At 38.8% G+C, this 26,821-nt stretch carries 26 protein-coding genes and 2 tRNA genes; 17 read left to right on the top strand and 11 right to left on the bottom strand.

Annotated elements, in window-relative coordinates:
- Nucleotide 1: 1 nt before the first annotated feature.
- Both OQX64_RS11025 and OQX64_RS11020 read right to left on the bottom strand, forming a co-directional pair.
- Nucleotides 2-1,792 carry a DNA polymerase III subunit gamma/tau gene (locus tag OQX64_RS11025; RefSeq protein WP_265818799.1) on the bottom strand — a complete coding sequence of 597 codons (1,791 nt, stop codon included), beginning with the start codon at nucleotides 1,790-1,792 and terminating at the stop codon, nucleotides 2-4.
- Nucleotides 1,793-1,953: 161 nt separating this feature from the next.
- Nucleotides 1,954-2,826 carry an AraC family transcriptional regulator gene (locus OQX64_RS11020; RefSeq protein WP_088300374.1) on the bottom strand — a complete coding sequence of 291 codons (873 nt, stop codon included), beginning with the start codon at nucleotides 2,824-2,826 and terminating at the stop codon, nucleotides 1,954-1,956.
- Between the two features lie 168 nt (nucleotides 2,827-2,994).
- Here OQX64_RS11020 and OQX64_RS11015 point away from each other — a divergent pair, with 168 nt between their 5' ends.
- From OQX64_RS11015 to rplI, 4 genes are all read left to right on the top strand, one after another.
- Nucleotides 2,995-3,588, top strand: coding sequence for a hypothetical protein (locus OQX64_RS11015; RefSeq protein WP_088300014.1), 594 nt, complete (start codon nucleotides 2,995-2,997; stop codon nucleotides 3,586-3,588).
- A gap of 277 nt (nucleotides 3,589-3,865) precedes the next feature.
- A complete protein-coding gene (gene rpsF, locus OQX64_RS11010; RefSeq protein WP_029283098.1) occupies nucleotides 3,866-4,222 on the top strand; it encodes a 30S ribosomal protein S6 in 357 nt (118 codons plus the stop codon).
- On the top strand, nucleotides 4,222-4,485 hold the full coding sequence (gene rpsR / locus OQX64_RS11005; protein ID WP_010599582.1) for a 30S ribosomal protein S18: 264 nt from the start codon (nucleotides 4,222-4,224) through the stop codon (nucleotides 4,483-4,485). The genes rpsF and rpsR overlap by 1 nt, the downstream gene beginning before the upstream one ends.
- Before the next feature lie 13 nt (nucleotides 4,486-4,498).
- A complete protein-coding gene (gene rplI / locus OQX64_RS11000) occupies nucleotides 4,499-4,942 on the top strand; it encodes a 50S ribosomal protein L9 (RefSeq protein ID WP_029283100.1) in 444 nt (147 codons plus the stop codon).
- A gap of 101 nt (nucleotides 4,943-5,043) precedes the next feature.
- Here the strand turns inward: rplI and OQX64_RS10995 are convergent, their stop codons facing one another.
- A complete protein-coding gene (locus OQX64_RS10995; protein WP_088300012.1) occupies nucleotides 5,044-5,742 on the bottom strand; it encodes an SDR family oxidoreductase in 699 nt (232 codons plus the stop codon).
- 42 nt (nucleotides 5,743-5,784) lie between these two features.
- On the bottom strand, nucleotides 5,785-6,567 hold the full coding sequence (locus tag OQX64_RS10990; RefSeq protein WP_265818798.1) for a 3-keto-disaccharide hydrolase: 783 nt from the start codon (nucleotides 6,565-6,567) through the stop codon (nucleotides 5,785-5,787).
- 99 nt (nucleotides 6,568-6,666) lie between these two features.
- On the opposite strand from OQX64_RS10990, the gene mtgA reads away from it, so the two are divergent.
- Entirely contained in the window at nucleotides 6,667-7,389 is a 723-nt protein-coding gene (gene mtgA, locus OQX64_RS10985; RefSeq protein ID WP_088300010.1) for a monofunctional biosynthetic peptidoglycan transglycosylase, read from the top strand.
- A 108-nt stretch (nucleotides 7,390-7,497) separates the two neighbouring features.
- Here mtgA and OQX64_RS10980 read toward each other — a convergent pair whose 3' ends face one another.
- Complete coding sequence (locus OQX64_RS10980; protein WP_265818797.1) at nucleotides 7,498-9,918, bottom strand: AsmA family protein; 2,421 nt, start codon at nucleotides 9,916-9,918, stop codon at nucleotides 7,498-7,500.
- 120 nt (nucleotides 9,919-10,038) lie between these two features.
- Nucleotides 10,039-10,518, bottom strand: coding sequence for an ABC transporter ATPase (locus OQX64_RS10975; protein WP_088300008.1), 480 nt, complete (start codon nucleotides 10,516-10,518; stop codon nucleotides 10,039-10,041).
- Nucleotides 10,519-10,569: 51 nt separating this feature from the next.
- Between OQX64_RS10975 and OQX64_RS10970 the strand changes: the two genes are divergently transcribed.
- Entirely contained in the window at nucleotides 10,570-11,055 is a 486-nt protein-coding gene (locus OQX64_RS10970; RefSeq protein WP_265818796.1) for a hypothetical protein, read from the top strand.
- Nucleotides 11,056-11,103: 48 nt separating this feature from the next.
- On the opposite strand, the gene OQX64_RS10965 is transcribed toward OQX64_RS10970, so the two are convergent.
- Nucleotides 11,104-11,892 carry a (Fe-S)-binding protein gene (locus OQX64_RS10965; protein WP_265818795.1) on the bottom strand — a complete coding sequence of 263 codons (789 nt, stop codon included), beginning with the start codon at nucleotides 11,890-11,892 and terminating at the stop codon, nucleotides 11,104-11,106.
- 118 nt (nucleotides 11,893-12,010) lie between these two features.
- Nucleotides 12,011-13,306 carry a (Fe-S)-binding protein gene (locus OQX64_RS10960; RefSeq protein WP_265818794.1) on the bottom strand — a complete coding sequence of 432 codons (1,296 nt, stop codon included), beginning with the start codon at nucleotides 13,304-13,306 and terminating at the stop codon, nucleotides 12,011-12,013.
- Nucleotides 13,307-13,535: 229 nt separating this feature from the next.
- Here OQX64_RS10960 and OQX64_RS10955 point away from each other — a divergent pair.
- The 4 genes from OQX64_RS10955 (at nucleotide 13,536) to OQX64_RS10940 (ending at nucleotide 16,309) form a co-directional block, all read left to right on the top strand.
- Nucleotides 13,536-13,608 (top strand) — tRNA-Phe (locus tag OQX64_RS10955).
- A 97-nt stretch (nucleotides 13,609-13,705) separates the two neighbouring features.
- Nucleotides 13,706-14,272, top strand: coding sequence for a GNAT family N-acetyltransferase (locus OQX64_RS10950; protein ID WP_265818793.1), 567 nt, complete (start codon nucleotides 13,706-13,708; stop codon nucleotides 14,270-14,272).
- A gap of 72 nt (nucleotides 14,273-14,344) precedes the next feature.
- Nucleotides 14,345-14,417: transfer RNA gene (locus OQX64_RS10945), tRNA-Phe, on the top strand.
- 308 nt (nucleotides 14,418-14,725) lie between these two features.
- Nucleotides 14,726-16,309: a S41 family peptidase gene (locus OQX64_RS10940; protein WP_265818792.1), complete on the top strand. Its 1,584-nt coding sequence runs from the start codon at nucleotides 14,726-14,728 to the stop codon at nucleotides 16,307-16,309.
- Nucleotides 16,310-16,346: 37 nt separating this feature from the next.
- On the opposite strand, the gene OQX64_RS10935 is transcribed toward OQX64_RS10940, so the two are convergent.
- Together OQX64_RS10935 and OQX64_RS10930 are read right to left on the bottom strand one after the other, a co-directional pair.
- Complete coding sequence (locus OQX64_RS10935) at nucleotides 16,347-16,949, bottom strand: hypothetical protein (RefSeq protein WP_265818791.1); 603 nt, start codon at nucleotides 16,947-16,949, stop codon at nucleotides 16,347-16,349.
- A 72-nt stretch (nucleotides 16,950-17,021) separates the two neighbouring features.
- Nucleotides 17,022-17,402, bottom strand: coding sequence for a hypothetical protein (locus OQX64_RS10930; protein ID WP_265818790.1), 381 nt, complete (start codon nucleotides 17,400-17,402; stop codon nucleotides 17,022-17,024).
- A 99-nt stretch (nucleotides 17,403-17,501) separates the two neighbouring features.
- Here OQX64_RS10930 and OQX64_RS10925 point away from each other — a divergent pair, with 99 nt between their 5' ends.
- Complete coding sequence (locus OQX64_RS10925; protein ID WP_265818789.1) at nucleotides 17,502-17,984, top strand: GNAT family N-acetyltransferase; 483 nt, start codon at nucleotides 17,502-17,504, stop codon at nucleotides 17,982-17,984.
- Nucleotides 17,985-18,028: 44 nt separating this feature from the next.
- Here OQX64_RS10925 and OQX64_RS10920 read toward each other — a convergent pair whose 3' ends face one another.
- Complete coding sequence (locus OQX64_RS10920) at nucleotides 18,029-18,883, bottom strand: DUF5694 domain-containing protein (RefSeq protein ID WP_265818788.1); 855 nt, start codon at nucleotides 18,881-18,883, stop codon at nucleotides 18,029-18,031.
- Nucleotides 18,884-19,083: 200 nt separating this feature from the next.
- Between OQX64_RS10920 and OQX64_RS10915 the strand changes: the two genes are divergently transcribed.
- The 6 genes from OQX64_RS10915 to OQX64_RS10890 all read left to right on the top strand — a co-directional run bounded on the left by OQX64_RS10915 (nucleotide 19,084) and on the right by OQX64_RS10890 (nucleotide 26,817).
- Nucleotides 19,084-20,091 carry a sensor histidine kinase gene (locus OQX64_RS10915; RefSeq protein ID WP_265818787.1) on the top strand — a complete coding sequence of 336 codons (1,008 nt, stop codon included), beginning with the start codon at nucleotides 19,084-19,086 and terminating at the stop codon, nucleotides 20,089-20,091.
- Between the two features lie 43 nt (nucleotides 20,092-20,134).
- The gene (locus tag OQX64_RS10910) at nucleotides 20,135-20,851 is read left to right on the top strand and encodes a LytR/AlgR family response regulator transcription factor (RefSeq protein ID WP_265818786.1); all 717 of its coding nucleotides are present in this window, start codon (nucleotides 20,135-20,137) and stop codon (nucleotides 20,849-20,851) included.
- A 93-nt stretch (nucleotides 20,852-20,944) separates the two neighbouring features.
- Complete coding sequence (locus OQX64_RS10905) at nucleotides 20,945-21,412, top strand: nucleoside triphosphate pyrophosphohydrolase family protein (protein ID WP_088299998.1); 468 nt, start codon at nucleotides 20,945-20,947, stop codon at nucleotides 21,410-21,412.
- A gap of 657 nt (nucleotides 21,413-22,069) precedes the next feature.
- Nucleotides 22,070-23,164, top strand: a complete 1,095-nt coding sequence (rhaT, locus tag OQX64_RS10900; RefSeq protein ID WP_265818785.1) for an L-rhamnose/proton symporter RhaT — start codon at nucleotides 22,070-22,072, stop codon at nucleotides 23,162-23,164.
- A gap of 24 nt (nucleotides 23,165-23,188) precedes the next feature.
- A complete protein-coding gene (locus tag OQX64_RS10895) occupies nucleotides 23,189-25,309 on the top strand; it encodes a bifunctional aldolase/short-chain dehydrogenase (RefSeq protein WP_265818784.1) in 2,121 nt (706 codons plus the stop codon).
- A 227-nt stretch (nucleotides 25,310-25,536) separates the two neighbouring features.
- Nucleotides 25,537-26,817, top strand: coding sequence for a sugar isomerase (locus OQX64_RS10890; protein WP_265818783.1), 1,281 nt, complete (start codon nucleotides 25,537-25,539; stop codon nucleotides 26,815-26,817).
- Nucleotides 26,818-26,821 lie beyond the last annotated feature (4 nt).

Raw genomic sequence — 26,821 nt, 5'->3', positions numbered from 1 at the left:
TTTACGGATTAATATCTAAATTAAATCTCTTGCGCAACTCATCCAGCTTGGGGTTTTTATTTACGAGGTAATCGTACTTTTCCCGGTTTCCGTACAATCTGTTTTCAATTTTGCGTTCTACCTGTTTAAAGGTAATGTCAACGGCAAAATTCTGCAACTGATTTCTTAAGAAATTCATCAGCTCTACTGATTCCTGCACCACAAATTGTTCCTGCGTTTTACTTTCGACTGATATTTCAATCAACACCGGACTAATAAGTTTTGGCGCAAAATTATTCAGGATGGTAAATAGGTTGATTTTATCAGCACTTTTTAAAATCTGAATATATTTATTCCAAACTTCCAGCAATTGATCATAGGTAAAAGGTTCTCGGGCCTCGCCTGTAGCTTTTTTAGGTCCGTTATCTTCCTCGCCATTGGCCAGTCGCTCCAAATCATTTAAAGAAGGAATTAAAGTGCCTACATTTTTTTTAGGAATGTTAATGCTGATCGACGTTGCGGAAGAAGGAGGATTGGTTTTTGGTTTTTCTTCTACAGGTGGCAAAACAGGTGTTTCCGTTTTAGGCGGCAGGTGTTCACTTTCCGCTTTAATCTTCGGACTTTCCGCTTTTTCAATTATGACATCAGTTTTTTTTTTATCCTGATCTGCGTCAGTTGCTGTGTTACTAGGGCTTAAAGGCTGTTGGGCTAATTGGACGACAGATCGAATATGGCACATTTTGATGAGCGCCAACTCTATCTGTAAGCGTTGGTTTTTAGAATTTTTATAATTTAAATCGCAGTTGTTGGCTAAATTTAAAGCCGTTAACAAAAATGATAATTCTGTTTGCCTGCACTGATCTAAATATTTCTGTTTGATGTTTTCGCTAACCTCTAACAATTTGATGGTTGCGGCGTCTTTACCAACCAGTAAATTACGGAAGTGTGTGGCTAAACCATTAATGAAGTTATTGCCATCAAAGCCATTGTTTAAAATTTCATCGAACAGAAGCAGGGTTTCGCTTACTTCAGCAGCCGTTAAATAGGAGGTAAGTTTAAAGAAATAATCGTAGTCTAGAATATTCAGATTGTCGATTACGGCTTTGTAAGTGATGTTTTTGTTTGCATAACTGGCAATCTGATCAAACATCGAGAGTGCATCACGTAAGCCGCCATCCGCCTTTTGGGCAATGATGTGTAAGCCATCCGTTTCAAAGGCAATGTTTTCGCGTTGTGCAATCGTAGCCAGGTGCCTGGAAATATCTTCTACCTGAATGCGGTTAAAATCAAAAATCTGACAACGCGATAAGATGGTTGGCAGGATTTTATGCTTTTCTGTGGTTGCCAGGATAAAAATGGCATAAGAAGGTGGTTCCTCCAATGTTTTCAAAAAGGCATTAAATGCACTTTGTGATAACATGTGAACCTCATCAATAATATAGATTTTATATCTGCCGGCTTGTGGCGGGATCCGAACCTGTTCAATTAAACTACGGATATCATCAACGGAGTTGTTTGAAGCCGCATCCAGCTCATGAACGTTAAATGAATGCCCGTTTTGAAATGACAGGCAATTATCACATTGTCCGCAAGCTTCCATTTCTGCTGTAGGATTGGTACAGTTAATGGTTTTAGCCAGGATCCGGGCGCAGGTGGTTTTACCTACGCCTCTTGGACCGCAAAATAAAAATGCCTGTGCAAGTTGATTGTTTTTAATGGCGTTTTTTAGTGTGCCTGTAATATGCTGCTGTCCAACTACGGTTTCAAACGTGGCCGGACGATATTTACGGGCAGAAACAATAAAATTTTCCATCGGCACGAAAATAGGAAAATTTTGGATGTTGTTGGGTTGAAAAGTTTAAATGTTGAAAAGTAGGCGTATTGATAAGCTGCCAGACAGCTGTTTAAATTTAGAACGGATGAGCGAGGATTTTAGAAGCTGAATTTGAATTTAGTCTTGGTGCCTGATACCTTTTATTTAATAATGGATTTTAATTCATTTCGATATTCAGACGCACTCTTTCCGGTAAACTCATGGAAGATTTTATTGAAATGGCTGAAATTGTTGAATCCGCTTTCGTAGGAAATGGCAGTAATGCCCAGGTGTTTTTCGGACAGAAGCTTGGAGGCGTGTACCACACGATATTCGTTTACAAAGCGGGTGAAGGTTTTTTTGGTTATTTTTTTAAAATAACGGCAGAATGAAGGTACCGTCATGGCCGACATTTCTGCCACATCCTCCAGGCTGATCTGTTCCTGAAAATGATCTTTTACATAATTGAAAATCATGTTGATGCGATCATTATCCTGTATTTGCGTTTCCAGGGAAAATCCGGAAGCATTCAGAATCTTGAAATCTGTTGTGGCTTCCAGTGATTTAAGTACGCCAAGCAAAGTTAATAATTTATGGAAAGGTTGTTGAAACTCCATGTCTTCGATCAACTTTCCTACCTCTTTTTTGGTTTGCTCGCCGAAAGCAATGCCACCTTTGGCTTTGTCAAATAGCGCTGTCATCCATTTGGCCTCCTGGAGTGACATAAAACCGCTGCCTAAAAAATCTGGCTTCATCTGGATAACCGTTTCATTTTTATTACCAGTGTGTGTGTCAGTAAAGCCACAATGAGGCAAATTACTTCCAATTAAGATCAGATCGCCATCGGTATAGTAAGATACATGGCTTCCGATTTGTCGCTTACCTGCCCCTCCGTTTACAAAAACCATTTCGATCTCCGGATGATAATGCCACATATGGGCCTTATTATTTTCATTTTCTATGTATTTAGAATAATAGAAAGAACTTCCAAAAGAAGGTTCTACAACTTCAAAGCTTGGTTTTAAAGTTTTCATATCAATAAAAATAAGCATAAAATATACTGTATTGATATTTAATAGGTATAAAAGAATAGTTCAGGTTAATTTAGCATATATATTGGAGAATATGCTTTCTTTTTGGCTTTTAAAACACCTGTAATTTAGCCGTATAAATTAATTGTTAACTCTTTAAGCTATTTAATTATGAAAAAGTTCTTACAAATCGGTTTAATTGCAGCGTTATTTTTTAATGTAACTGTTGCTTCTGCAAATGACGGTGATTTTACCCTGAAAGTTAAAGATGAAAAAGAAAAATCACTTCGCTTTTCTTTTGAAGGAAATGAAAATGTAACCCTGTCTATTATCGGAAATAATAATGAAGTGTTGTTTCAGGAGAATATTCAGACTCAGACAGCTACCAGTAAACTTTATGATTTAAATGCATTACCAGATGGAAAATATATTGTTAAAATAGAATCAGATACCAAGCTGGCGAATTATAAAGTTGGGATATACAATGGAAAGGCAACTGTTTCCGAGCCTGTATTTTCTGATGTGTTCCATCCGTTAATTAAAAAAGAGGGAGATTTTATTGTTCTTAAAGTAGAAAATGAAGAAGGCAAACCTATTGAAGTTCAGGTGATGAACGAATATAACGACAGCGTATACACAGAGGTTTTCAAAAATAAATCTGTTTTACAACGGAAATTCAATATCAGCAAAACTGATTCTCAATCGCTTACATTCATTATTAATGCCAAAGGCAAACAATTTACTAAAACAATAGAATTATATTAAGGTTAAATATTGCTAATTGATAAAGAGATTGCCTGAGGGTGATCTCTTTTTTTATTTACATTAAGATTGATGTTATTTTTAACCACCTCAGTCATGTTAGGCATTTATGTCAGGTATATTTAAATATGGCTGATGTTCTTTGCTCTTTAGTCTTTTGGCTTTCCTCTTTCTACTTTAGTCTTTTTAATTAAAGGTTTGATTTTAAGAAATATATTGTTACTTTTGCATCCCCGTAATATACCTCGGGATTAAAAAATTAAAAACATAATTTATAACAATGAATCAGTACGAAACTGTTATCGTTCTAACCCCATTGTTATCTGAAGAAGCTGCAAAAGAGGCATTAGCTAAATTTAAAGCAGTTCTTACTGATAACGGTGCCGAAATTATCCAAGAGGATAATTGGGGTTTGAGAAAATTAGCGTATCCAATTGAGAAAAAATCAAACGGATTCTTCAACTTAACTGAATATAAAGCTTCAGGTGATTTGATCGCAAAATTAGAGCTTCAATTAAAACGCGACGAGCGTGTGTTACGTTTCTTAACTATCCGTTTAGACAAACACGCGGTTGCTTACAATGAGAAAAAGCGTAGTGGTGCTTTTAACAAAAAAACTAAGGAGGTTGCAGCGTAATGGCAAGAGAACAAATTCAATACGTAACAGCCCCTAAAGTAGAGGATAACCGTAAAAAATATTGCCGTTTCAAGAAAAACGGAATTAAATACATCGATTACAAGGATGCAAACTTCTTGTTGAAATTCATTAACGATCAGGGTAAATTATTACCACGCCGTTTAACTGGTACTTCGTTAAAATTTCAGCGTAAAGTGGCTCAGGCAGTTAAACGTGCCCGTCACATCGGTTTGTTACCTTTCGTTGCAGATCAATTAAAATAGGAGGCTCAGAGATATGGAAATTATTTTAAAACAAGATATTAAAGGCCTTGGTGAGAAAGATGATGTAGTTACAGTAAAACCAGGTTATGGTCGTAACTATTTAATCCCTCAAGGATTTGGAGCATTGGCTACCGTTTCTGCTAAAAAAGTTTTAGCTGAGAACTTAAAGCAAGCTGCATTTAAACAAGATAAAATTAAGAAAGATGCTGAAGGTATCGCTGAGCGTTTAACATCTGTTAAACTTTCTATCGGTGCCAAAGCTGGCGAAAGCGGAAAAATCTTCGGAGCGGTTAACACCATCCAGATTGCTGAAGCATTAAAATCTCAAGGTTTTGATGTAGATCGTCGTCGTATTACTTTCGAAACTGAACCAAAATTTGTTGGCGAGTATGTGGCTAACTTAAACTTACACAAAGAAGTTAAAGTTCAGGTTCCTTTCGAAGTGATTGCTGAATAAGTATTTTCTTTATAGAAATTATAAAAATGCCTTTTGATGCAAATCAAAAGGCATTTTTTTTATTAGAATATTAAAAACTATTATTTTATTTTACTTAACCACTATCCTTTAGGCGTAGTTGGCCTGATTTCAATTTTACTCGGCAATGTTCTCGCTGGCATCGCTAATAAATCTACGATCAGTTTTCCCATGTCTTCTGGTTGGATTTTCCAGGCATCGCTTTCAGCATCTGGACTATGATCATTGAAATGAGTAGCCACCGAACCCGGCATGATTGTACTTACTTTCACGCCATATTTTCTCAGGTCCAGCATCACTGATTGCGTAAAGCCGGTTAAACCGAATTTACTGGCATTATACGCCGCTCCTCCCGCAAAAAAGTTGGTTCCGGCTAAGCTTGAAATGGTGAAAATATAACCCTGGTTTTTCTTAATTTCATCCACACTCGCTTTAATGCTGTAAAAAACACCGGTTAAATTGGTGTCAATGATGTCGTTCCATTGCTCAATATCAATTTCATCAATAGGAGCAAAAGCACCCACACCGGCATTTGCAATTAGAATGTCTAACTGCCCCCATTTTTCAACAACTAAATTAACAGCTCCCTGCTGCGACTGGAAATTTTTTACGTCAGCTTCAATAGCTAAAACATCACCATGAGCGACCAATTGAGATGCCGCCTGGTTTGCACTTTCTATTGTTCTGCTGGTTATGGCCACTTTATAACCGCTTTTTAGGAGTGATTCGGCAATTCCAAATCCAATCCCTTTACTTCCTCCTGTTATTAATGCTACTTTCATATCCTATTAACGTATTCATTTATAAAATGTTTATCCTAACTTTTAAAGTTGCTTAATGAAAATATCTTTAAAGTCAACAGGTTGTCCTTCACTTTGCAATGCTATAAAACCACTTTTAAGCGCTTTTCCATCAATTTTTATTTTAGCATCATATCCATTAGCCACCCCGCCACCAATATGGGGTTTACTGTATTTTAAAACAGTATCACCATTAATGATATGTTGAATCAGGGAATCGCCTAATACAATCAGTTCTGCAGACACCCATTGGTCACCATCATATGTTTTTGATTTTGAGTCCAGGCAATGTTCTGGGTATAACTTTCCCTGATAAAAAATTTCAGTTCCCGGAGAACACATATTGCCGGTAGGACGTGATCGGCCATCGCTTAAACCACCTAAAAATTGCATTTCAATGGATATTGGCCAGTCTTGCGCCTCAGGCATTGTTTTAGGGTCCTGGCTGTGGAACATCACGCCGCTATTTCTTAGGGTATAACTCGGCGCTCCCTTTTGCAGCTGGCCAACAAAGCGGTATTTTAATTTTAAATGGTAATTGGAAAAGGGTGTTTTATAATAGAGATGGCCAAACTGATCATTAAAATCTCCGTATTGATCATAACTGACCCGAATTATCCCATCTTCCACCCGGAAGGTATTTCCATAATTTTCGTGATATTGATGGTGATGAATCTTCACATTCCAATCTTTGATATCTTTTCCATTGAAGAGTGATATCCATTCACTTTTATTGGAAATGTGATTCCGTTTGGCCATGCATCCGGTGAAGATGATCAATAAGGTAAGGTAGGACAGGTTTTTCATGTCAATTTTTTAACGCAAAATACAAAAAACGCAGCAAGTGATGTGCTTCCTTGCTCATGTTGGCTATAAAACCATATTAAATTCTTATACCTTTGTATCATGGCCAAAAAAAGACCTTCTAAATTAAGCTCAAAAAAATCACTATCGAAGAAAATCATTAACATTCTGAGTAAGGTTTTTCTTTATTTTCTATTTGTTTCGGTTATCTGGGTTATTGCCTACCGTTTTATTAACCCACCATTAACCTTATTAATGGCGCTTCGCAACATTGAAAGAAAGGCTGACGGGAAGCCATTTAAAACAGAAAAGAAGTGGGTTGATTTTGAAGATATGTCTAACAACATGAAACGGGCTGCAGTTTCAGCTGAAGACCAGCTTTTTTTAACACATGTTGGTTTTGATATGAAAGCGATAGAAAAAGCTTTTGCCAGCAATGCCAGGGGCAAAAAAGTTAAAGGTGGCAGTACCATTTCACAGCAAACGGCAAAAAATGTTTTCTTGTGGCCGGGAAGATCCTGGATCAGAAAAGGCTTCGAAGCTTATTTCACCTTGCTGATTGAGATTTTTTGGAGCAAAGAACGGATTCTGGAGGTTTACCTCAATGTCATTGAAATGGGGGATGGGATTTATGGTGCTGAAGCTGCTGCGCAGGAATATTACGGTAAATCCTGCACCAAGTTAACCAAAAAGCAAGCTGCACTGATTGCAGCCTGTTTCCCTAATCCAAGAAGGTGGACACCCCGAAATGCAACACCTTATATTCGCCATCGCCAATATCTGATCTTAAGAAATATGAACAGGCTGGGACCGCTGGATTTTTAGGCTTTTAGTCAGTAGTCCTAAGTTAATAGTCTTGAGTCAGAAGCCTAGTCGTATGGTATAAAATCATGGTAGAAGATTCCCGACTCAAGACTTTGGACTCCAGACTAACTAATCATGATCCTTATTCCATCTGATTTTAATTCCGCCTTTTTCGTCATCAATGGCTTTCAGATGAAGCACAATTCCCTTCATTCTGGCCTCACGTTTTTCCTGGCGGGTTAAATTTTCATCTCCTTTAGGGTTTCTTAATGGAATATCCATTTCAACATTGGTTCCTGCGCCTAAGGCATAAATACCTTTTACATTAAAATTCAAGGCACTTGAATTGATCTGCATCGGACTAATATTAATTTTATCGCCCTGGATATTCAGTATGCCATCTAGTTTTTTGATTTCAACATTAGATAGGTTTCTATTGGCAAATGCAAACTTCCCTACCTTTACCATAGGCTCGAAATTCACGAGGGCGGCATTATTTAAATTAAAAATCACCTTTCCGTTTATGGAGCGGGGAAGAATTTTACCGGTATGCGATATTTTGCCGGATATATCAACCAGTGAAGATAAATAACCTTTCAGATTTTTATTGGTAATGGTATTCTGGCCGAAGTTATCAAAAGAATAAAAGAAATCTTTCACACTGACATGGCTCACTTTAGAGTTGATTTTAAAGGTGTTTGAACCGGTTTGCTGAAGGATACTCCCATTTAAAGAAAGGGCACCACCAGCATGTTCCACACTTATTTTGTTGAAGAATATGCCATTGCCGCGAAGTGAAATGTCTGCCGCCAGATTTTTAGCCAGAAATTTATCATAGATGGCCTTACCAACGGTAAGGTTTATATTCATTTTGGAAACCTCCAGTACATTGCTCAATTGTTTTGAAGCCGTTTTCATTGAATTACCTGACGCCGTTTTCTTTTTAGTGCTTCTTGGTCCTAAGAATGGCATAAACTCATTCAGATACAATTGAGGGCTATGCATTTTCAAATTCACTAAAATCTTATCCGGATCATAATAATATAAATTCGCAAAATTGGCAATGCTACAACTTACATTTAATTCGCTTTTGCCGAGTTGAAAATGACCATCCTGAATGGACAGATCATTCTGGTTAAAAATAATATTCAGCGCACTTTTTACCAGGTGAAGTTTGCGCGGAAGGTAGGTGATATCTGCATTCGCAATTTTAATACCCCCGGAAATTACGGGTTTAGTAAAACGGAAATTATCGATGTCTGCCTGACAGTATAGCCTTAAATCTGCAGTTCCGGCTTTGAATTCAAAATCTTGCGTACCCAACGAATTATTCAGGTTTGTCAGTGGAAACTGTGATGTCACCAGCCCCGTAGCAATGGGTCTGGCCAGGTTAGTGACTGTAAACGTATCGATCCGAATGGGAGCATTATAATACTTGGCTGTTAATGTATGAAACTTTATTGCAGAATTTTCATCACCAATAATTCCCCCTACGGTATCCTGGTTGGTAAAGGAACCATTAAAACTGGCGGCTGTTAATTTTCCTGCGGGAATAGAGATGATGTTATCGCGAACTTTAATGCCCACTCTGATTAAGGGATCTCCGTACTTTCCGGAACCATCATCAATAATCTTCCCGCGAATGTCAATCGGTTTCTCAATACCAAATTTTAAAAGTTTGGAAGAAATATTAGGTGATAGCAGGAGCGCAACATCGCGGAATAAAATCTTATCTACAGCGATGCTGATGGCAAATGCTGCTTTATCCAGGTCTATCTTGGCACCAATTTTAAAAGGATGGCCTCCAATGTTCAGCATTTCAGGAGCTAAAATTACGGCATCCAGTTTTCTGCTATAATGTGCGGATAAAGTTCCTTCTAATGATTTATCTTTTAAAAAACTACCCTTTCTGGTGTTAAAGGCGAAATTATTAACCTGTGTTTTGATTTTTACTTTACCTGTCCAGCCACTATCCGGATACTGCATTCTGCCCTGAATCTGGTCAATATTAAAATTAAATAGCTTAAATCGCTTTTTGTTGTCGAGGATTAAACTCACCCGGTTGAAATCTATTTTACCCACTTCAAGTGCCGAAGATTTCGGAGCAGATTTTTTTTCTTCTGTTTTGGGCTTACTTTTAAAAATACTGGTATTACTGTATCCGGTAGAATCGGTATAAATATATACGGCGGCATCATTAATGGCGATTCGGTTGATATTTACATGGCCAACAATTAAGGATAGTATGTTTAGAGAAACATTAATTTCTTTGGCTTTAAGCAAATCATGCTGATGCTGTGCCCACAAACTATCCCGGAGCAAAACATCATGTAAAGATACAGAAACACCCGGGAAGCTTTTTAAAAGCGTAGGTTCCATACTACCTGCTGTGATTTGCCCGTTTAAGTTTTTGTTCAGCTGGGCTAATATGGATGACAGTATTTCTTTTTTGTTCCTGCTGGTGTAAAAAGCACCCGCCAGCCAGGTTAAAATAATGAGAATGATAATTGCAGAAAGTATTTTTAAGGAAATTTTGAGCCAGCGCTTCATAAACAGGATTTGATTATAGCAATATAATGCTTTTTTGATCTAATTGTTTCAGGCTTAACTAAAAATAATAAATGTCAGGTGTAAAGGCTGGCCGCAAACCTGATTAAAAAACTTATTGAACTATAATAAGTGTGAAAACACGGTGGAGTGCCAGCTGTCTTTAAATGGAACCTCCCATTTCGTTTCCAGTTCGGCTAATGTTTGCACCATGTTATTGAAAACAATTGTATCCTGTGTAATTTGCTTGATATTGACCAGGGTTTCAAAATCCTCTTTACCCTGAACCTTTACTTCACCGTCTAATTTATAGGCAATATTGAACCGGTTAAACAGGTCTATATGATATTCCTGTTCCATTTCCTTAATCAATCTTACCGAGCTGTCAATAGAGCAGCCGGTAACGCCAGCCTGACTTTCATCCACAGTCAAAATAATAAAATAACCATAGCGGATTTCTGCCTTTGCCAATAGTTCATTTCCATGCGCTTTCCATTGACCGGTGAAAGCAGCTAACTTATTTAATATCGCAGTTTCTTCTGCAGCTGTAAATTTACGATCGCTCTGATAGATCCAGACTCTTGATTGTGGAGAAAAACTCATATACAAATTTATAATTTTAATTAAATTAGTTTGCCTTAAAATAATCCCCTTATGAAAAAGTTTACTTTGTGCTTGATAATAGCCCTTATTTCGGCCACAGCAACACTTCTATGTGCTTTTTCAGATCCCGAATCCATGGCGCAATACGTGGGTTACCTGCAAAAATCCTTAGTTGATCATTATGATATCAGCCAGGAGGTTAAGCAAATTAAGCGTTATGAACTTAATATTACCAACAATGGATTTTGTCGTTATAAGCGGTATTATAATAACGGTAAAACGGAGTATTTCGCATTTAAGTTGGCGAAATTTAAGGATATGGAATATTATGGTACTACTTCAGCGGGTAAATTATATTTGCATACCAAGGGTGATGATGTGATTGTTCAAACCTATAAAGACAGGGGAGGAGATGTGGATTCTATGGCAACACAAGTGGTAATTCCCCTTAAAAATATAGAGGCAGAGGATTTAAATGCAATCAGGGAAAACCTGACCAAAATTTGTGGTTTACCAGCCGTGTTAATCCCGCAATGACCATTTAGGAAACCTTACAGATTGCTCAAAACCTGTAAGGTTTAAATATTAAAGACCATTTGCTCTCGCCGTAATTTCAGCAATATCAAGTATTTTAACTTCCTGTTCTTTATCTTTCAGTTTCACGCCATCACTCAACATGGTCATGCAAAAAGGACAGCCAGCTGCTATTACCTGAGGATTTGTTTCCAGCGCTTCTTCAATGCGCTCAACGTTAACGTCTTTTTTACCTTTTTCTGGTTCTTTAAACATTTGTGCCCCGCCGGCACCGCAGCATAAACCATTGCTTTTGCAACGTTTCATCTCCACCAATTGTGCATCTAAAACCTCCAGTGCTTTTCTAGGTGCTTCGTAAACGCCGTTTCCCCGACCTAAATAACAAGGGTCATGAAAGGTGATTTTTTTACCTTTAAAACTCTCGCCGCCTTCCGCCTTTAGTTTTCCTTCGTTGATCAGATCCTGGATGAGTTGTGTGTGGTGGATCACCTCATAGCTTCCGCCCAGGCCCGGATATTCATTTTTTATCGTATTAAAACAATGCGGACAACCCGTAACAATTTTCTTAATGTGATAAGCATTTAAGACTTCAATATTGGTCATGGCTTGCATCTGGAAAAGAAATTCATTGCCTGCACGTTTGGCAGGATCTCCCGTACAGCTTTCTTCGGTACCTAAAACCGCATATTTTATGCCTACATGATGCAGGATTTTGCAAATGTCGCGGGTAATTTTTTGTGCCCGTTCATCGTAACTTCCGGCACATCCCACCCAAAATAATATTTCCGGTTCTTCACCTGCGGCCATTAGCTCGGCCATTGTAGGTACTTTAAATTCCATTTTCTTGTATCAAGTATTTAGTATCAAGTATCAAGACTTGAGGTTATTTAATTGCTTTAGATGATAGGTATCGGATAACAGGTATTAAGCCTTTAAGACTCCAAATCCAAACGCCCAACTATCCCTCTTCTGCCCAATTGAAGCGGTCAGCCGGCGAATATTTCCAGGGTGCCTGGTTATTCTCGATATTGCCAAGCATTGTATTAATACTTCCGGGTGCCTGCGATTCTTCCATAACCGCAAATCTGCGAAGTTCCATAATGATCTGAAGCGGATCAATATTTACCGGGCAGGCTTGAACACAAGCATTACAGCTGGTACAGGCCCAAATTTCTTCTCTGGTGATGTAATCATCTAAAAGTGATTTGCCATCCTGATGATCCGGGCCATTTTTATCGATGTTTTTCCCGATTTCCGTAATCCGGTCGCGGGTATCCATCATAATCTTTCTTGGAGACAATAATTTCCCGGTAATGTTCGCCGGACAAGAATCTGTACATCGTCCACATTCCGTACAGGTATAGGCATTCATTAAATTCACCCATGAAAGATCGGTTGCATCTTTCGCTCCGAATTTGCCCGGATCGGCTTCCGCCGGAACAAAAGAAGGATCAAGCATGGCTTTAACTTCATTGGTTACCGATGCCATATTGGTAAATTCTCCTTTAGGTTCCAGATTGGAAAAATACGTATTAGGAAAAGCAAAAAGGATATGGAAGTGTTTTGAATAAGGTAAATAATTTAAAAATGCGAGGATACCAATGATGTGAAACCACCAACAGCCACGTTCTATGGCTATCAAAGCCCCTTCTGAAGCAGGTAAAAGGTTAATCAGGTACTGACTGATTGGAAATGCACCTGCCGTGGTGTAGTGTGCTGCGCCTAAAACCTGCAATTTAAGGTCAGCAGCGTTCATCAATAAAAAGGCAGACATCAGTAATATCTCCGTAATTAAAATATAGTTGGCATCCGATTTTGGCCAGGAGGTCATTTCTACACCGCTGAAGCGCTTTAATTTCATCACATTCCTGCGAATGAGGAAAATCACACAGGCAACCCATACCGTAAAGGCCAATATTTCAAAAGAAGCAATCAGAAAATCATAAAGTCCACCAAGACCATGAAAAATCCGGTGTGTGCCGAAAATTCCATCGATCATAATCTCTACTACTTCAATATTGATAATGACAAAACCGATATACACAAAAAAGTGAAGAAAAGCAGGGATCGGCCTTACAACCATTTTAGATTGCCCAAATGCCACCCTGAGCATAGTCATTAACCGCTTTTGAGGCTGGTCATTCCGGTCGGCAGATTTTCCAAGCCGGATGTTGCGAATAATTTTACGCAGGTTTATGGTAAACAGCACAATTGCTGCCAGTGTTATTACTAGAAAAATGATCTGAGCCACCATGCAATATTAGATTGTTTATGCTAAATTATGATAATAATCTAAATAAATTGCTATGCATGCATAAAAAAAATATTAAAATGATTTGTTTGTATTCATTCTAATGTTTATTCAGCCTGGCTTAATAAGCTCAATAAAATTTAATTGATTGATAATCAGTTCAAGGCTGAAATAATTGAAAAAAAGTTTTGCTTTTGAAAAAAGAACGCTACATTTGCAATCCCAAACGGAAGGTGCCATAGCTCAGTCGGTAGAGCAAAGGACTGAAAATCCTTGTGTCCCTGGTTCGAATCCAGGTGGCACCACTTCCAAAAGCCTTTCAGCAATGAAGGGCTTTTTTATTTTTAAATTTTTTCTGGGTAGCAATGTATTTTTCATTCCGTAATTCCCAATTTTGCTTTTATGCAAAAACCCACAAATGATGTTGTGACTTCAAGACTGATTCTTCGTTTAATGGATAAGGCAGTTATTTCCAATTGTCTGAACAAAAATCTGGCAGATGCAGCACATTTATTAAAAACACAAATTCCTGTAGAGCTGTTGGATTACCCCAGTAGCTTGCAGTATGCCTTAAAACAATTTGAAGCGGATGAATCTTATTTGCCTTGGGCAGCCAGGGCTATTATTCTTCCCGAAGCGAATCAAATGGTGGGTTTGGTACGATTCCATAGTCAGCCCAATCCAGAATATTTAAAAGATTATGCAAGTCATGCGGTGGAGTTTGGTTATCAGATATTTAAGGATTACAGAAAGAATGGATATGCAACAGAAGCTGTTATTGCCATGATGGATTGGGCAAAGACAACATTTGGCGTTGTCAATTTTATCGCATCGGTTTCACCAGATAACAAAGATTCACTTAAACTGATTTCAGGCTTAGGTTTTAAAAAGATTGGTGAGGTTATGGATGATAGAGATGGTTTGGAATATATTTTTTTAAAGCATATTCGTCATGATGAAGTACGCTGAAAAAATTAACAAAAAATTAAAGAAGAATTGCAACTTTAAAAAATAATACTACCTTTGCAATCCCAAACGGATGGTGCCATAGCTCAGTCGGTAGAGCAAAGGACTGAAAATCCTTGTGTCCCTGGTTCGAATCCAGGTGGCACCACTTCCAAAAGCCCTTCAGCAATGAAGGGCTTTATTTTTTTGTACGATAGCTCAAACTCATCCTTGTATAATCGCTAAAAGTTAAGGTGTTGACAATCTTCATATTAGTGATGAGGCCATCTTTATTTCAAGCGATATTCTCAGTTAAAAGTAATTTAATCAGTTAATTGTTGTTAATTATTCATAGCAGGTTAATTATTTACAATAATTAAGAATAAATTTAGTTCATGAAAAGAATTTAATGTTATTGCTCAGCATCTTTTCAATAGCAAGCCTCGTATATCTACCAATTCCACTATAAACGAAAATATGAAATATTACAAATACAGTTACCTCACCGCTATGATATTGATGGGGGTAAGCTTATTTATGGCCTGTAAAAAAGAGAACGCAACACCCGAACAACCTGTTACACCTGTTGCGGCGAGCAGGGATGAACTGACTAAAGATTCAATTTTTCTTTATACGAAGGAACTTTATTACTGGAATACTTCGTTGCCCACTTATGATGCCTTTAAGCCACGTAGTTTCAGTTCTAATGAAGCTGAACTTTATGCGCTAACCCAGTATTCTTCAGATCCATCTACCGGGAAACCTTATGAATATGTCAATGGTTCCGGCAATCCAAAATATTCCTTTTTCGATTATGTGGCTACAACAGCTAAGGTTTCAGCCCTCAAGGCTGATGTGAATGGAACATCAAATGATTATGGCTTCTCCGTAAACTATCAAACCACATCAGATTTAAGGGTAAAATATGTTTATCCAAATTCCCCTGCTGCCCAGCAGGGTTTAGCCAGAGGATGCAGAATCACGAGCATCAACGGAAGAACCAATTTAAGCTATAGCAGCGCTACTATAAACTTTTTAAATGATGCTATTTTTGGCAGCAATGCATCTGTTGCACTTACCTTTGTGGGACTTGATAACGTAACCAAATCAGTGACAATTACTTCCTCCAACTATACCGTTAATCCTATATTTTACACTAATACCTATAATGTTGGCAGCAAAAAGGTGGGTTATGTAGTTTTTAACAGCTTTACCAATAACGTTTCATCTGCATTAAAAACCGTTTTTGCCAATTTCGCATCTCAAGGCGTAACGGAGCTGGTGGTAGATTTAAGGTACAATGGAGGTGGTTATGTTTCTACTGCAACGGAGATGATTAATCTTGCTGCTCCAATTGCTCAGAATGGCAATATCATGTACACTACTTATTATAACAATTATTTACAAAACATCACAACATCACAAAGAAAGGCCTCTGTTCTTGCGCATCAGCCATTATTAGATGGGGATGATAAGCTTCAGCCATTTACCACTGGTGTAAATGGAAAGTATGCCACATATGCCGATCTGGATTACACTTCTGCTTCAACTGATAATATAGAGCGTTTTGCCAAATCAGGATCTTTAACATTGTCAAGAATATATTTTATTGTGAGCGGATCTACAGCATCGGCCAGTGAGCTGACCATCAATAGTTTAAAGCCTGTGATGGATGTGAAGCTTATCGGCGAAACAACTTATGGCAAACCTGTTGGATTCTTCCCGATCAGGATTGATAAACTAGACATGTATGTCCCGGAATTTGAAACTAAAAATCAGGCTGGTGTAGGCGGATATTACAGTGGATTAACCGTTGATAAAGAAGCTTATGAAGATTTAACGAAATCCTGGGGTGATGAATCGGAAACCTTGTTAAGCTATGCGCTTTTATATGCCAGAACCGGAAGTTTTGTAACGACCTCCGCGAAGACTGCTAGTTTAAAAGCTTCATCGACGGTAATGCCTGAAAAATTATCTGCTGCAGAACTAAAGCAGGTATCCAAAAGTCTTGATCAACACAGTTTTCAGGGCATGCTGCTTAAACCTGGAAAGAAATTTTAAATAAAAAACCCTCGCTGATTTGGCAAGGGTTTTTTATTTACAACAAAATTTTGCTGCTGATATCTCTATTGATGGTGATATATCCGGGATATTTTACCGGAGTATTCCCTAACATAAAGGTAGGCTTGATCTTAATCGTCAGCAAACCAAGTTTTTCGTCTTTTGATGAAGATCCTCTTTGTGCTGCTTTAATAATATCATTAAAAACGTTTCCGTTGGATACCAGTCCGTAAATATTGCTGACCAATTGCACCGGAACAGTAACGGTTTGCCCTTGTGCGATGCTCACATTCTGATTGACAATACCCTGTGCTAAATCGGTATTGTTCACCAGAATTTTATATTCAAACTGATTGATGGCAGCCAGGTTACTGGAGGGATTGGTGATTTCCAAGTTCAGATTCGCCCTTAATGGAATATCTTTTCTGAGTAAGCCAAGTGCCACACCAGGTAAGCTGGTTAAACTAAAGGTTTGTTGTTCCATTAATTGTTTGATATCTGCACCAGCAATTGATACCTGTTTCACTCCGGTAATCTTATAGGTGCAATCTTCCAGTGCTTTAATTTGCTGTGCCTGCCTGTTTATACCGCAGCTGCATACGATGAGGGTAAAAAGGCAAAGCCATATTGTGTTTTTCATGTTAATCATAACGGCAAATTAGTAAAACTATTTCAGCAGTAATCAAGCTTTAACAAAAATTAGCATGGTGTGCTATGGTGTTACGGTTTCAATTCCATTATGTTCATGGTCTGAATCCTTATTGTCATCTTCACCAGCGTTTGCTGCATCATTTGTTTCCTCTTCTTCAGGCGTGTTTTCTTCCGGAGATGACGCTTCGTCTGTTGCAGATTGATCCGTAGCTGTAGCTGCTTTTTCGGCACCTTCTTCGCCTTCTGTTACTTTATTTCCTTCTCCCTTGGTTGGTTCGTCTGTCGGTTGGTCTTCTTTAATATCAACGGGAGTTTCAGATTTGCCAGGTGTAACTTCCGCCTGATGCGCAGATGGAACAACGGTTTCGATTTCTTTCTGAACCTCATCAGTTGGTTTTGGATGCGCGTTTTTGTTTTCGTTCGTTATTTTATCGTTTTCCATGGTATTATCTTTTCTTTAATAAAGGGATTCAACCCTGATTTTGTTTGAATTTTCTTCAATGCTACGGGTGCAATTTTTAACTTTGAAGAAAAATGCGGCATGGCCATCACTTACAGAGAAATAAACGAAGGGGATAATCAAGAACTTGCTGAATTAATCAGGGCTGTGTTAAGAGAGTTTAAAGTCGATAAACCTGGAACCGTTTACACAGATCCCACTACTGATCATCTATCCGAAGTATTTAAAGCGGAGCAATCTGCTTATTGGATTGCTGAGGAGGAAGGCAAAATTATCGGTGGTTGCGGAATCTATCCCACATCAGGCTTGCCGGAAGGTTGCGCAGAGCTTGTAAAGCTTTATACCTCAGCGGCTGCCAGAGGGAGGGGCATAGGCAAAATGCTGATGCAGAAAAGTATTTCCTCTGCACAGCAATTTGGTTATCATCAAATTTACCTGGAGTCATTCCCTGAATTATCTACCGCTGTTGCGATGTATGAAAAAGCAGGCTTTAAAAAACTTTCAGCACCTTTAGGTCAGTCTGGCCATTTTGCCTGCAACGTTTGGATGCTGCTTATTTTGTAATGAACAAAGCATCCAAAGGGGAGTTCATACAGCAGAATCGTGCATCAAAGAATGTCTTTTAATTCTACAATTTTGAACCTGTTTTCCAGTGCAATAAACTGTTTAATTAAGGAGATGTGGCCCGCGCCCAGAAGAATGACAATCCTTTTATCAGCAGGCTGTGTGATCTTTTGAACCAAAGCATACATGTAAAGGTTACGGCGATACCATTCTGATACCGAATAGGCACCTGCAAAATTTTCTCTGCTTCCTGCACGGTTGATGCTTTGCAAATAGAAACCGGCATTTTGATTTCTGGAGGCTTCCGTATTTAAATCCAGGATGAGATCGGTAAGGCCCATGGTTTTTCTTTTATGATTGGTTGTGGCACCATTGGTTTGGATGACACTATCAATTTCATTTTTTAATTGCGTTTGTTTTGCGCTTTGAATGGCATTCATTACCGTATCAAAAGGCATATCTATGTTGTAATCAATGCCGTATATGGTTTTTAGGTTTGCTTTTTTTCCTGCACGAAAGGCCAGCTGAAAGGTTTCATCTTCCTTGAAGGATGCAAATTGTTTGGTGTGCTGGTATTTTGTATTGACATACTGGTTGTAGGTGCCTGCTTTGTACATCTGGTAAAGGGAATCCAATCCGGCTTGTTTGTTTTCAGGCCATTCCACAAAAATCTGGTCAGGATTAAAGGCTTTAATTTTTTCGGCGATGTTTTCCAGTTCCTGCTGGGGCTTAGCGGCTAAGACATCAAATCTTTCGGTTTTAATCGCGTCCAGATTTGGATTGGCGAAATGAAATGTTCCAATAAGCAATACTTCCTGCTTTTGGGCACTGGCTGTAAATTGAAAGAGGGATACACATAAAATGGTAAACAGAATTGTTGTCGTAGTTTTCATCATCATTGTTATTTGTTTGATGTTCCAAAATTGCAGATGATGCGGTGGGTTCTAAATTAAATGATCCCAAACCACCGGATTATTATCCCAAACCAGTAAAGCCGTTTAACAGGTGTTTGTCTGCCGAAAACGGGTGTTGGGATAAAATTTTTGAGAGTTGGAATAACAAGATTGATCTATTGAAAAGCTTTATCTAGCTTTATGGCATGAAGCAATTTAAAGTGATCGCTATCCATGTGTTTTGTTGGGTATTAATCCTGACTTATCAATATCTGGGATATTTTGTCGAATCGGTGAGTTTTCCCCTCATTGCATTTGGTATTTCCTTATCTTTTATCCGGATAGCAGAGTTTTATATTTGTTATTCCTGGCTTTATCCCCATTATTTAAAACGGGGTAAAATTCCCCAGCTGGTGTTAGGCATCCTATTTACACTGATATTTTTTATTAGCCTGCGTTATCTGATTGAAGAAGTGATTTACCTGAAGGTATTTGGTTTTCATAATTATAATGATCAGACAACCACCTTTAGTTACATACTTGACAATATTTACTATGGAATTTCATATATTATTATACCTGCAGCAGTATATGGTGTGCAGCAAAATTTTAAAAATGAGCTGGCCAACAGGAAGTTAAAGGACGAGGTAGTAAGGTCTGAACTGGCTTTTCTAAAATCGCAGATCAATCCACATTTCTTGTATAATACCCTGAATTATATTTATGCACTGGCCATTCCGGTTTCTGATCAGCTGGCAAATGCTGTTTTGAAACTATCTGATTTAATGCGATATACCCTGAATGAAAGTCCAGATGGTAAAGTGTCGCTTTCAAAGGAGGTAGCCTATCTGGAGAGTTATATTGCCCTTTTTAAGATGCGCTTCGAACCCAACTTTTATGTGGATTTTAATACCGAAGGCATTACCACTCAAAAAATTGCAGCCTTGGTACTAATCCCCTTTGTAGAGAATGCCTTTAAGCATGGTGTGGTGAATGATGAAAAACATCCGGTGAGGATAAAACTTAAAGTAAACGGAAAGCGCCTGAGTTTTGAAGTCAGCAATAAAATCAGCCATGCGCAAAAAGATCATTCCAGTGGTGTAGGTTTGGTTAATATTCACCGGCGACTGGATTTAATTTATCCTGACCAGCATGAACTCCTGGTTTCGAATAATGGTAATACCTATAAAGCCACCTTGGTGATCCATATGTAGTACCGGAGAATCTTTATATCTTTATCACTTTTAACTTCCAATTATGATCCGTTGTTTAGCTGTTGATGATGAAGCCTACGCATCAGACATCATTGCTGCCTTTATCAATAAAACGCCATTTCTGGAATTGGTGGGTACAACTACTAATCCCTTTGAAGCTTTAAACCAGGTGCAGGCAGGAATGGTAGACCTGGTTTTTCTGGATATTCAGATGCCCGAGCTTACCGGCATTCAATTTCTGAAAATATTAGGGGGCAAATGTAAGGTGATTTTAACCACAGCCTATCCTGAATATGCGCTGGAAGGCTTTGATCTGGATGTGGTTGATTATTTGTTAAAACCGATTCCATATGAACGATTTTACCAGGCCGCTGTTAAAGCACAGCAGATGATTCATCCGGCGCAGCAGGAAATTGTTATGCCCCTATCAACAGCCATCCCTGATTTCATTTTTATAAAAGGTGATACAAAAAATAAATTCATTAAGGTTAACTATACTGATATTCTCTACATTGAGGGATTGAAAAATTATGTATCTGTTTACACCTCTGCTCAAAGGATTGTAACTTACCAGGCCTTAAGAGAACTGGAAAATGATTTACCGAAGCCACCTTTTTACCGTATACATAAATCGTACATCATTTCACTGGATAAAATTAAAATGGTTGACGGAAATACCGTTTATATCAATGATCAGTTGTTGCCAGTAGGTGATACTTACAAGGAAGATTTTTTCAGAATAATCAGGGAACGCCATTGAGGATATTGCCCCTTTCGTGTCAATGTTTAAATTATGTTTAGATAAGTACAGGTGTTTTTTTACTTTTGCTGGCGTAAGTTAAACCAAACCACCATGCAGGAAACAAATTCACTTAATCAGGTTGCAGAATTTCATCACACATTTAAACATCCCATTTTAGATTCGCCTGTTATTCCATCAAAACAAAGGGCAAACTTAAGAATTGCACTTCTGGCTGAAGAATTAAAGGAATTGCAGGAAGCAGTGGAAAATGATGATCTGATTGAAGTAGCTGATGCGCTGTGTGATTTACAATATGTGTTGGCTGGTGCAATACACGAATTTGGTTTGGGGCGCAAATTTAAAACACTTTTTGATGAGGTGCACCGCTCTAACATGAGTAAGGCCTGCAAAACAGTAGAAGAAGCAGAATTAACCATCAAACATTATTTTGATAAAGATCAGACAGCAGCATATTATAAGGAAGTGGATGGATTGTTTCTGGTTTTCAGAAAGGCAGATGATAAGACATTAAAGTCAGTAAATTATTCTCCGGCTGATTTAAAATCCCACCTGCTTTAATTAATAAAGTGATTTGATAGCTGCAGATTTGCCGGCTTTTTTTTATTCACTTCATGATTTTATCGTCTTCTAACCCGAGTGATCGTCTTTGCGAGAAGTCTTTTTCAGCCGACGAAGCAGTCTGTTGAGCGGATTAGATTGCTTCATCATTTCTCCTCGCCAGGACGATTTATCTATTATTTAGCCCTTCCTTGTGAATATTTTATTTCCCGCAGATTCCGGGGATCTCGCAGATTTAAGGGAGCTAAGCATCTTGGCTTTTACTTGGCAGAGTATTAAGGGGTGTACTTTCATTTTGACTATCTGCTAATAACCATCTGCGGTAATCACTGTAATCTGCGGGAGAACTTTACAAAGTTAAATCACTTCAATTTGTCTTTTAACTCATATAATCTTTAGTATTTCCCGCAGATTCCGGGGATCTCGCAGATTTAAGGGAGCTAAGCATCTTGGCTTTTCCTGGCAGAGCATTAAGGGGTGTACTTTCATTTTGACTATGTTTTAATAAGCATCTGCGGTAATCCCTGTAATCAGCGGGAGAACTTTACAAAAATTAAATCACTTCGGTAGTAAATGAAATTTATCGGCATAACAGTGCATGACAGTTAAATATGCCTTAATTTCTATTTTGGACCAACCAAATATCCAATATAGCGCATGCAGGCAATTTTAGGCGTAATTTTTCATTTTTTCGGTGGTTTCGCATCAGGAAGTTTTTATATCCCATTTAAAAAAGTTAAAGGTTGGGCCTGGGAAAGCTACTGGATTGTTGGTGGAATTTTTTCCTGGCTTATTGTACCACCATTGGCCGCTTATTTAACCATCCCGAATTTCAGTGATATTATTGCTACTACCAATGGTCATATTTTAATCCTCACTTATTTTTTCGGTGTACTTTGGGGGATTGGTGGCTTAACCTATGGACTGGGTGTTCGTTATCTGGGGGTATCACTGGGCAGTAGCATTATTCTGGGATTATCAATGGTGATCGGGTCCGTTTTACCTTCAATTTATTTCGACATTTTTCCACAGGAAGGAAAAGATACCTTCACCATGTTTATGCAAACCGATTGGGGCCGAATGGTCATGCTTGGGCTTTTTGTTTGTGTCATTGGCATCATCATCTGTGGTAAGGCAGGGGTAATGAAAGAAAGAGAAATCAATTCAGATATTACCGATCCACATGGACTGGAAGTTAAAACGGAATTCAAATTTGGCCTGGGCTTATTTGTAGGGATCGTTTCAGGAGTGTTAAGTGCATGTTTTAATTTTGGCTTAGAGGCCGGAAAACCCATGGCCGATGCGGCCAACCAGATCTGGAAAGTTGCCCACCCATCTGAAACGGGTAACTTTCTATTCCAAAACAATGTCACTTATGTGGTAGTACTTTGGGGCGGATTAACCACTAATTTTATTTGGTGTATGATTTTGAATGCCCGCAATAAAACCTTTGGCGATTACACGAAAAAATCAACCCCCTTATTAAAGAACTACATTTTTTCTGCACTTGCCGGAACCACCTGGTTTCTACAGTTCTTTTTTTACGGAATGGGAGAAAGCAAAATGGGTAATGGCGCCAGTTCATGGATTTTGCATATGGCCTTTATCATCCTGATTGCCAACGTGTGGGGTTTGATTTTGAAAGAGTGGAAAGGTGTATCAAGAAAAACATTAACCACCATTATAGCGGGCATATTAACCATTATCATATCAGTACTGATTGTAGGTTATGGCAATTCAATTAAATCATAAATAGAAAAGTAATCATTAATATACATGTCTGTTAAAGAAACAAATTATAAGTACGTCAGCTACTTATGGGATGAAGAAGAGGCCACAAAACTGGCTGGAGATGAAGTTGCACTGCTCATTTATCGCTCTAATTTGTTAGGTGCTGATTTGCGCCTGACCAATTATGGTGGCGGTAATACCTCATGCAAGTTAATGGAAAAGGATCCGCTTACGGGTAATGAAACTGAAGTGATGTGGGTAAAGGGATCTGGTGGTGATTTAGGCACATTAAAGAAGAGTGGTTTAGCGGCACTTTATGTAGATCGCCTGCGCAGTTTAAAAAATATTTACCGCGGTGTAGCTTACGAAGATGAAATGGTGGAACTTTTTAACCACTGCATTTTTGATTTGAATTCTAAAGCCCCATCAATTGATACGCCATTACATGGTTTTCTGCCCTTTGCCCATATTGATCACCTGCATCCGGATGCGGCTATTGCCATTGCTGCGGCTGCTGATGGCAAAAAGATTACGGAAGAGCTGTTCGGCGGAACCATTGGCTGGGTAGAATGGAAGAAACCGGGTTTCGAATTAGGTTTACAGCTAAAACAGTGCTTGGATGAGAATCCGGGTATTCGAGGTATCATGCTGGGCGCTCACGGCTTATTTACCTGGGGTGATACCGCTTACGAAAGTTATCTGAATACTTTAGGTGTGATTGAAATCTGTTCCGATTACCTGGCGCAAAACTACGGTAAAAAAGGACTGGTTTTCGGCGGACAAAAAATAGAAAGTGCTACAGATGTAAACCGTAAAAAACAAGCAGCTGCGTTAGCGCCGGTACTTCGTGGTTTATGTTCTTCTAAACAACACATGATCGGTCATTTTACTGATGACGCACGTGTTTTAGAATTTACCAACTCCAATGATCTTTCGCGTTTGGCCCCGATGGGTACCAGCTGCCCGGATCACTTCTTAAGAACCAAGATTAGTCCGTTGGTTTTAGATTTGGCAATCGATGCTGATCTATCTGATGTAAAAGCCATAAAAGAAAAACTGTTACCTGCCTTTGAGGCTTACAGGGCAATGTATACAGATTATTATGAAACCTGTAAACATCCAAACAGCCCGGCTATCCGCGATACAAATCCTGTAGTAATTTTATATCCGGGGGTGGGGATGTTCACCTTCTCAAAAGACAAGCAAACGGCAAGGGTTGCAGCAGAGTTTTACATCAATGCCATTAATGTGATGAAAGGCGCTGAAGCCATTTCTGAATATACTTCTTTACCGCACCAGGAAGCATTTAATATCGAATACTGGTTGTTGGAAGAAGCCAAACTGCAACGCATGCCTAAGCCAAAACCACTTACGGGCAAAATTGCCTTGATTACGGGAAGCGCCGGCGGGATTGGTAAGGCAATTGCCAAAAAGTTTGTAGCCGAAGGTGGCGTGGTGATTTTAAACGACATGAATGCAGAACGTTTGGAAGAAGCAGGCGCTGAGTTTGCAAAACTGTATGGTAAAGATTCGTACAGCACGGCAACATTAAATGTAACCAGTCAGGAAGATATTGACCATGCTTTTGATGCCGCCGCTCTAGCTTTCGGTGGAATCGATATTGTGGTGAATAATGCAGGTTTATCCATTTCTAAAACCATTGGTGATCATACCGAAAAAGACTGGGATTTGTTATATGATGTGCTGGTAAAAGGACAATTTTTCATCACCCAGGCTGCAACAAAAGCGATGCAAAAGCAAGATGTTGGTGGAGATATCATTAATATTGTAAGTAAGAATGCTTTGGTAAGCGGACCAAATAATGCTGGTTATGGCAGTGCGAAAGCCGCTCAGCTCCATTTAAGCCGGTTAAATGCTGCGGAATTGGGTGCAGATAACATTCGTGTAAACGTGGTTAACCCTGATGCCGTAATTAGCGACAGTAACATTTGGGCTGGCGGATGGGCCGAAGGCAGAGCGAAAGCCTATGGTGTAACCGTTGCCGAGCTACCTGCCTATTATGCCAAACGCACTTTATTAAATCAAATCATTTTACCTGATGATATTGCAAATGCATGTTTCGCCTTTGTTGGCGGATTATTACAAAAGTCTACAGGTAACGTGTTAAATGTAGATGGTGGTGTGGCCATGGCTTTTGTCAGATAAATATAGTGAAGCATTTAATTTTATGATCGGTTCTATATCGGTCATGAAATTTTGAAATATAAATAAATGTAGTTTAGCAGGTTGTTTTCCTGGTCTGTGATGTCCACAGGCTGAAAATGACCTTAATGTGCGAAGATTATAGTTAAAATCATGCCCCTTTATAAACGAGGATGGTATGAAAGGCGATTAATCGCCATAATCATCAGCCTAAATAACCAAGTATAACCATGAATATCGAACAGAACCAGATCGAAAAACATAACGATTCCCTTTTTAGCTCACATCAGCGCAAGATTGACTTTTTAAAAGCAGACTGGTCGCATGTTAATTTGGAAAGTATCATCCGGAAGTTGGTAGATTTTCAGATTGCCATTCCAAGTTGGGCCTTAGGCACAGGTGGAACACGTTTCGGCCGTTTTGCCATTACGGGTGGTGAACCCAGAACCATTGAAGAGAAAATTGAAGATGTGGGTTTATTACACGGCCTGAATGGCGCCAGTGGTGCCATATCCTTACATATTCCCTGGGATATCCCTCAACACGCAGAAAGCTTAAAAAGCCTGGCTTCCAGCTATGGACTAAAGTTCGATGCCATAAACTCCAATACTTTTCAGGATCAGGCAGGTGCTCCGCATAGTTATAAATTTGGCTCCCTTCAGCATGTAAATAAAGCCATTCGGAAGCAGGCCATCGAACACAATATCGAGGTAATTAAACATGGTATTGCCTTAGGGTCTGATGCTTTAACGGTTTGGTTGGCCGATGGATCGTGTTTCCCGGGTCAGTTGAATTTTCGCCAGGCCTTTGAAAATACCTTAGAAAGTTTGCAGGAAATTTATGCGGCATTGCCGGAAAACTGGAAAATGTTTGTAGAATATAAAGCTTTCGAGCCTAATTTCTATTCTACAACAGTTGGCGACTGGGGGCAATCTTTATTATATGCCGGTAAATTGGGTAAGAAAGCCTATACGCTGGTCGATTTAGGTCACCATTTGCCCAATGCCAATATCGAGCAGATTGTTGCTTTATTATTGATGGAAGGTAAACTGGGCGGTTTCCATTTTAATGATTCCAAATATGGCGATGACGACTTAACTGCCGGAAGTATAAAGCCTTATCAATTGTTCTTAATTTTTAATGAACTGGTGGAAGGCATGGACGCAAAAGGCATGAACCATGCCAAGGATTTAGGCTGGATGATTGATGCATCGCACAATGTAAAAGACCCTTTAGAAGATTTACTGCAATCGGTAGAAGCCATTATGATTGCTTATGCGCAAGCCTTGCTGGTAGATAGAAAAGCATTAAAAGCTGCTCAGGATAACAACGATGTGGTTAAAGCACAGGAGATTTTGCAAAATACCTTTCGGAGTGATCTAAGGCCTCTGGTAGCCGAGGCAAGGTTAAGGGCTGGTGCAGCATTATCACCAATTGCTTTATACCGGGATTTAGATATTAGAAGTCAATTGGTTAGCCACCGTGGAAATACGGTAGCTACAGGTTTATAATCGA

Origin of the sequence: Pedobacter sp. GR22-10, from assembly GCF_026239715.1 — a bacterium.
Classification (GTDB): Bacteria; Bacteroidota; Bacteroidia; order Sphingobacteriales; family Sphingobacteriaceae; genus Pedobacter.
This window is presented reverse-complemented; position numbering and strand designations above follow the sequence as displayed.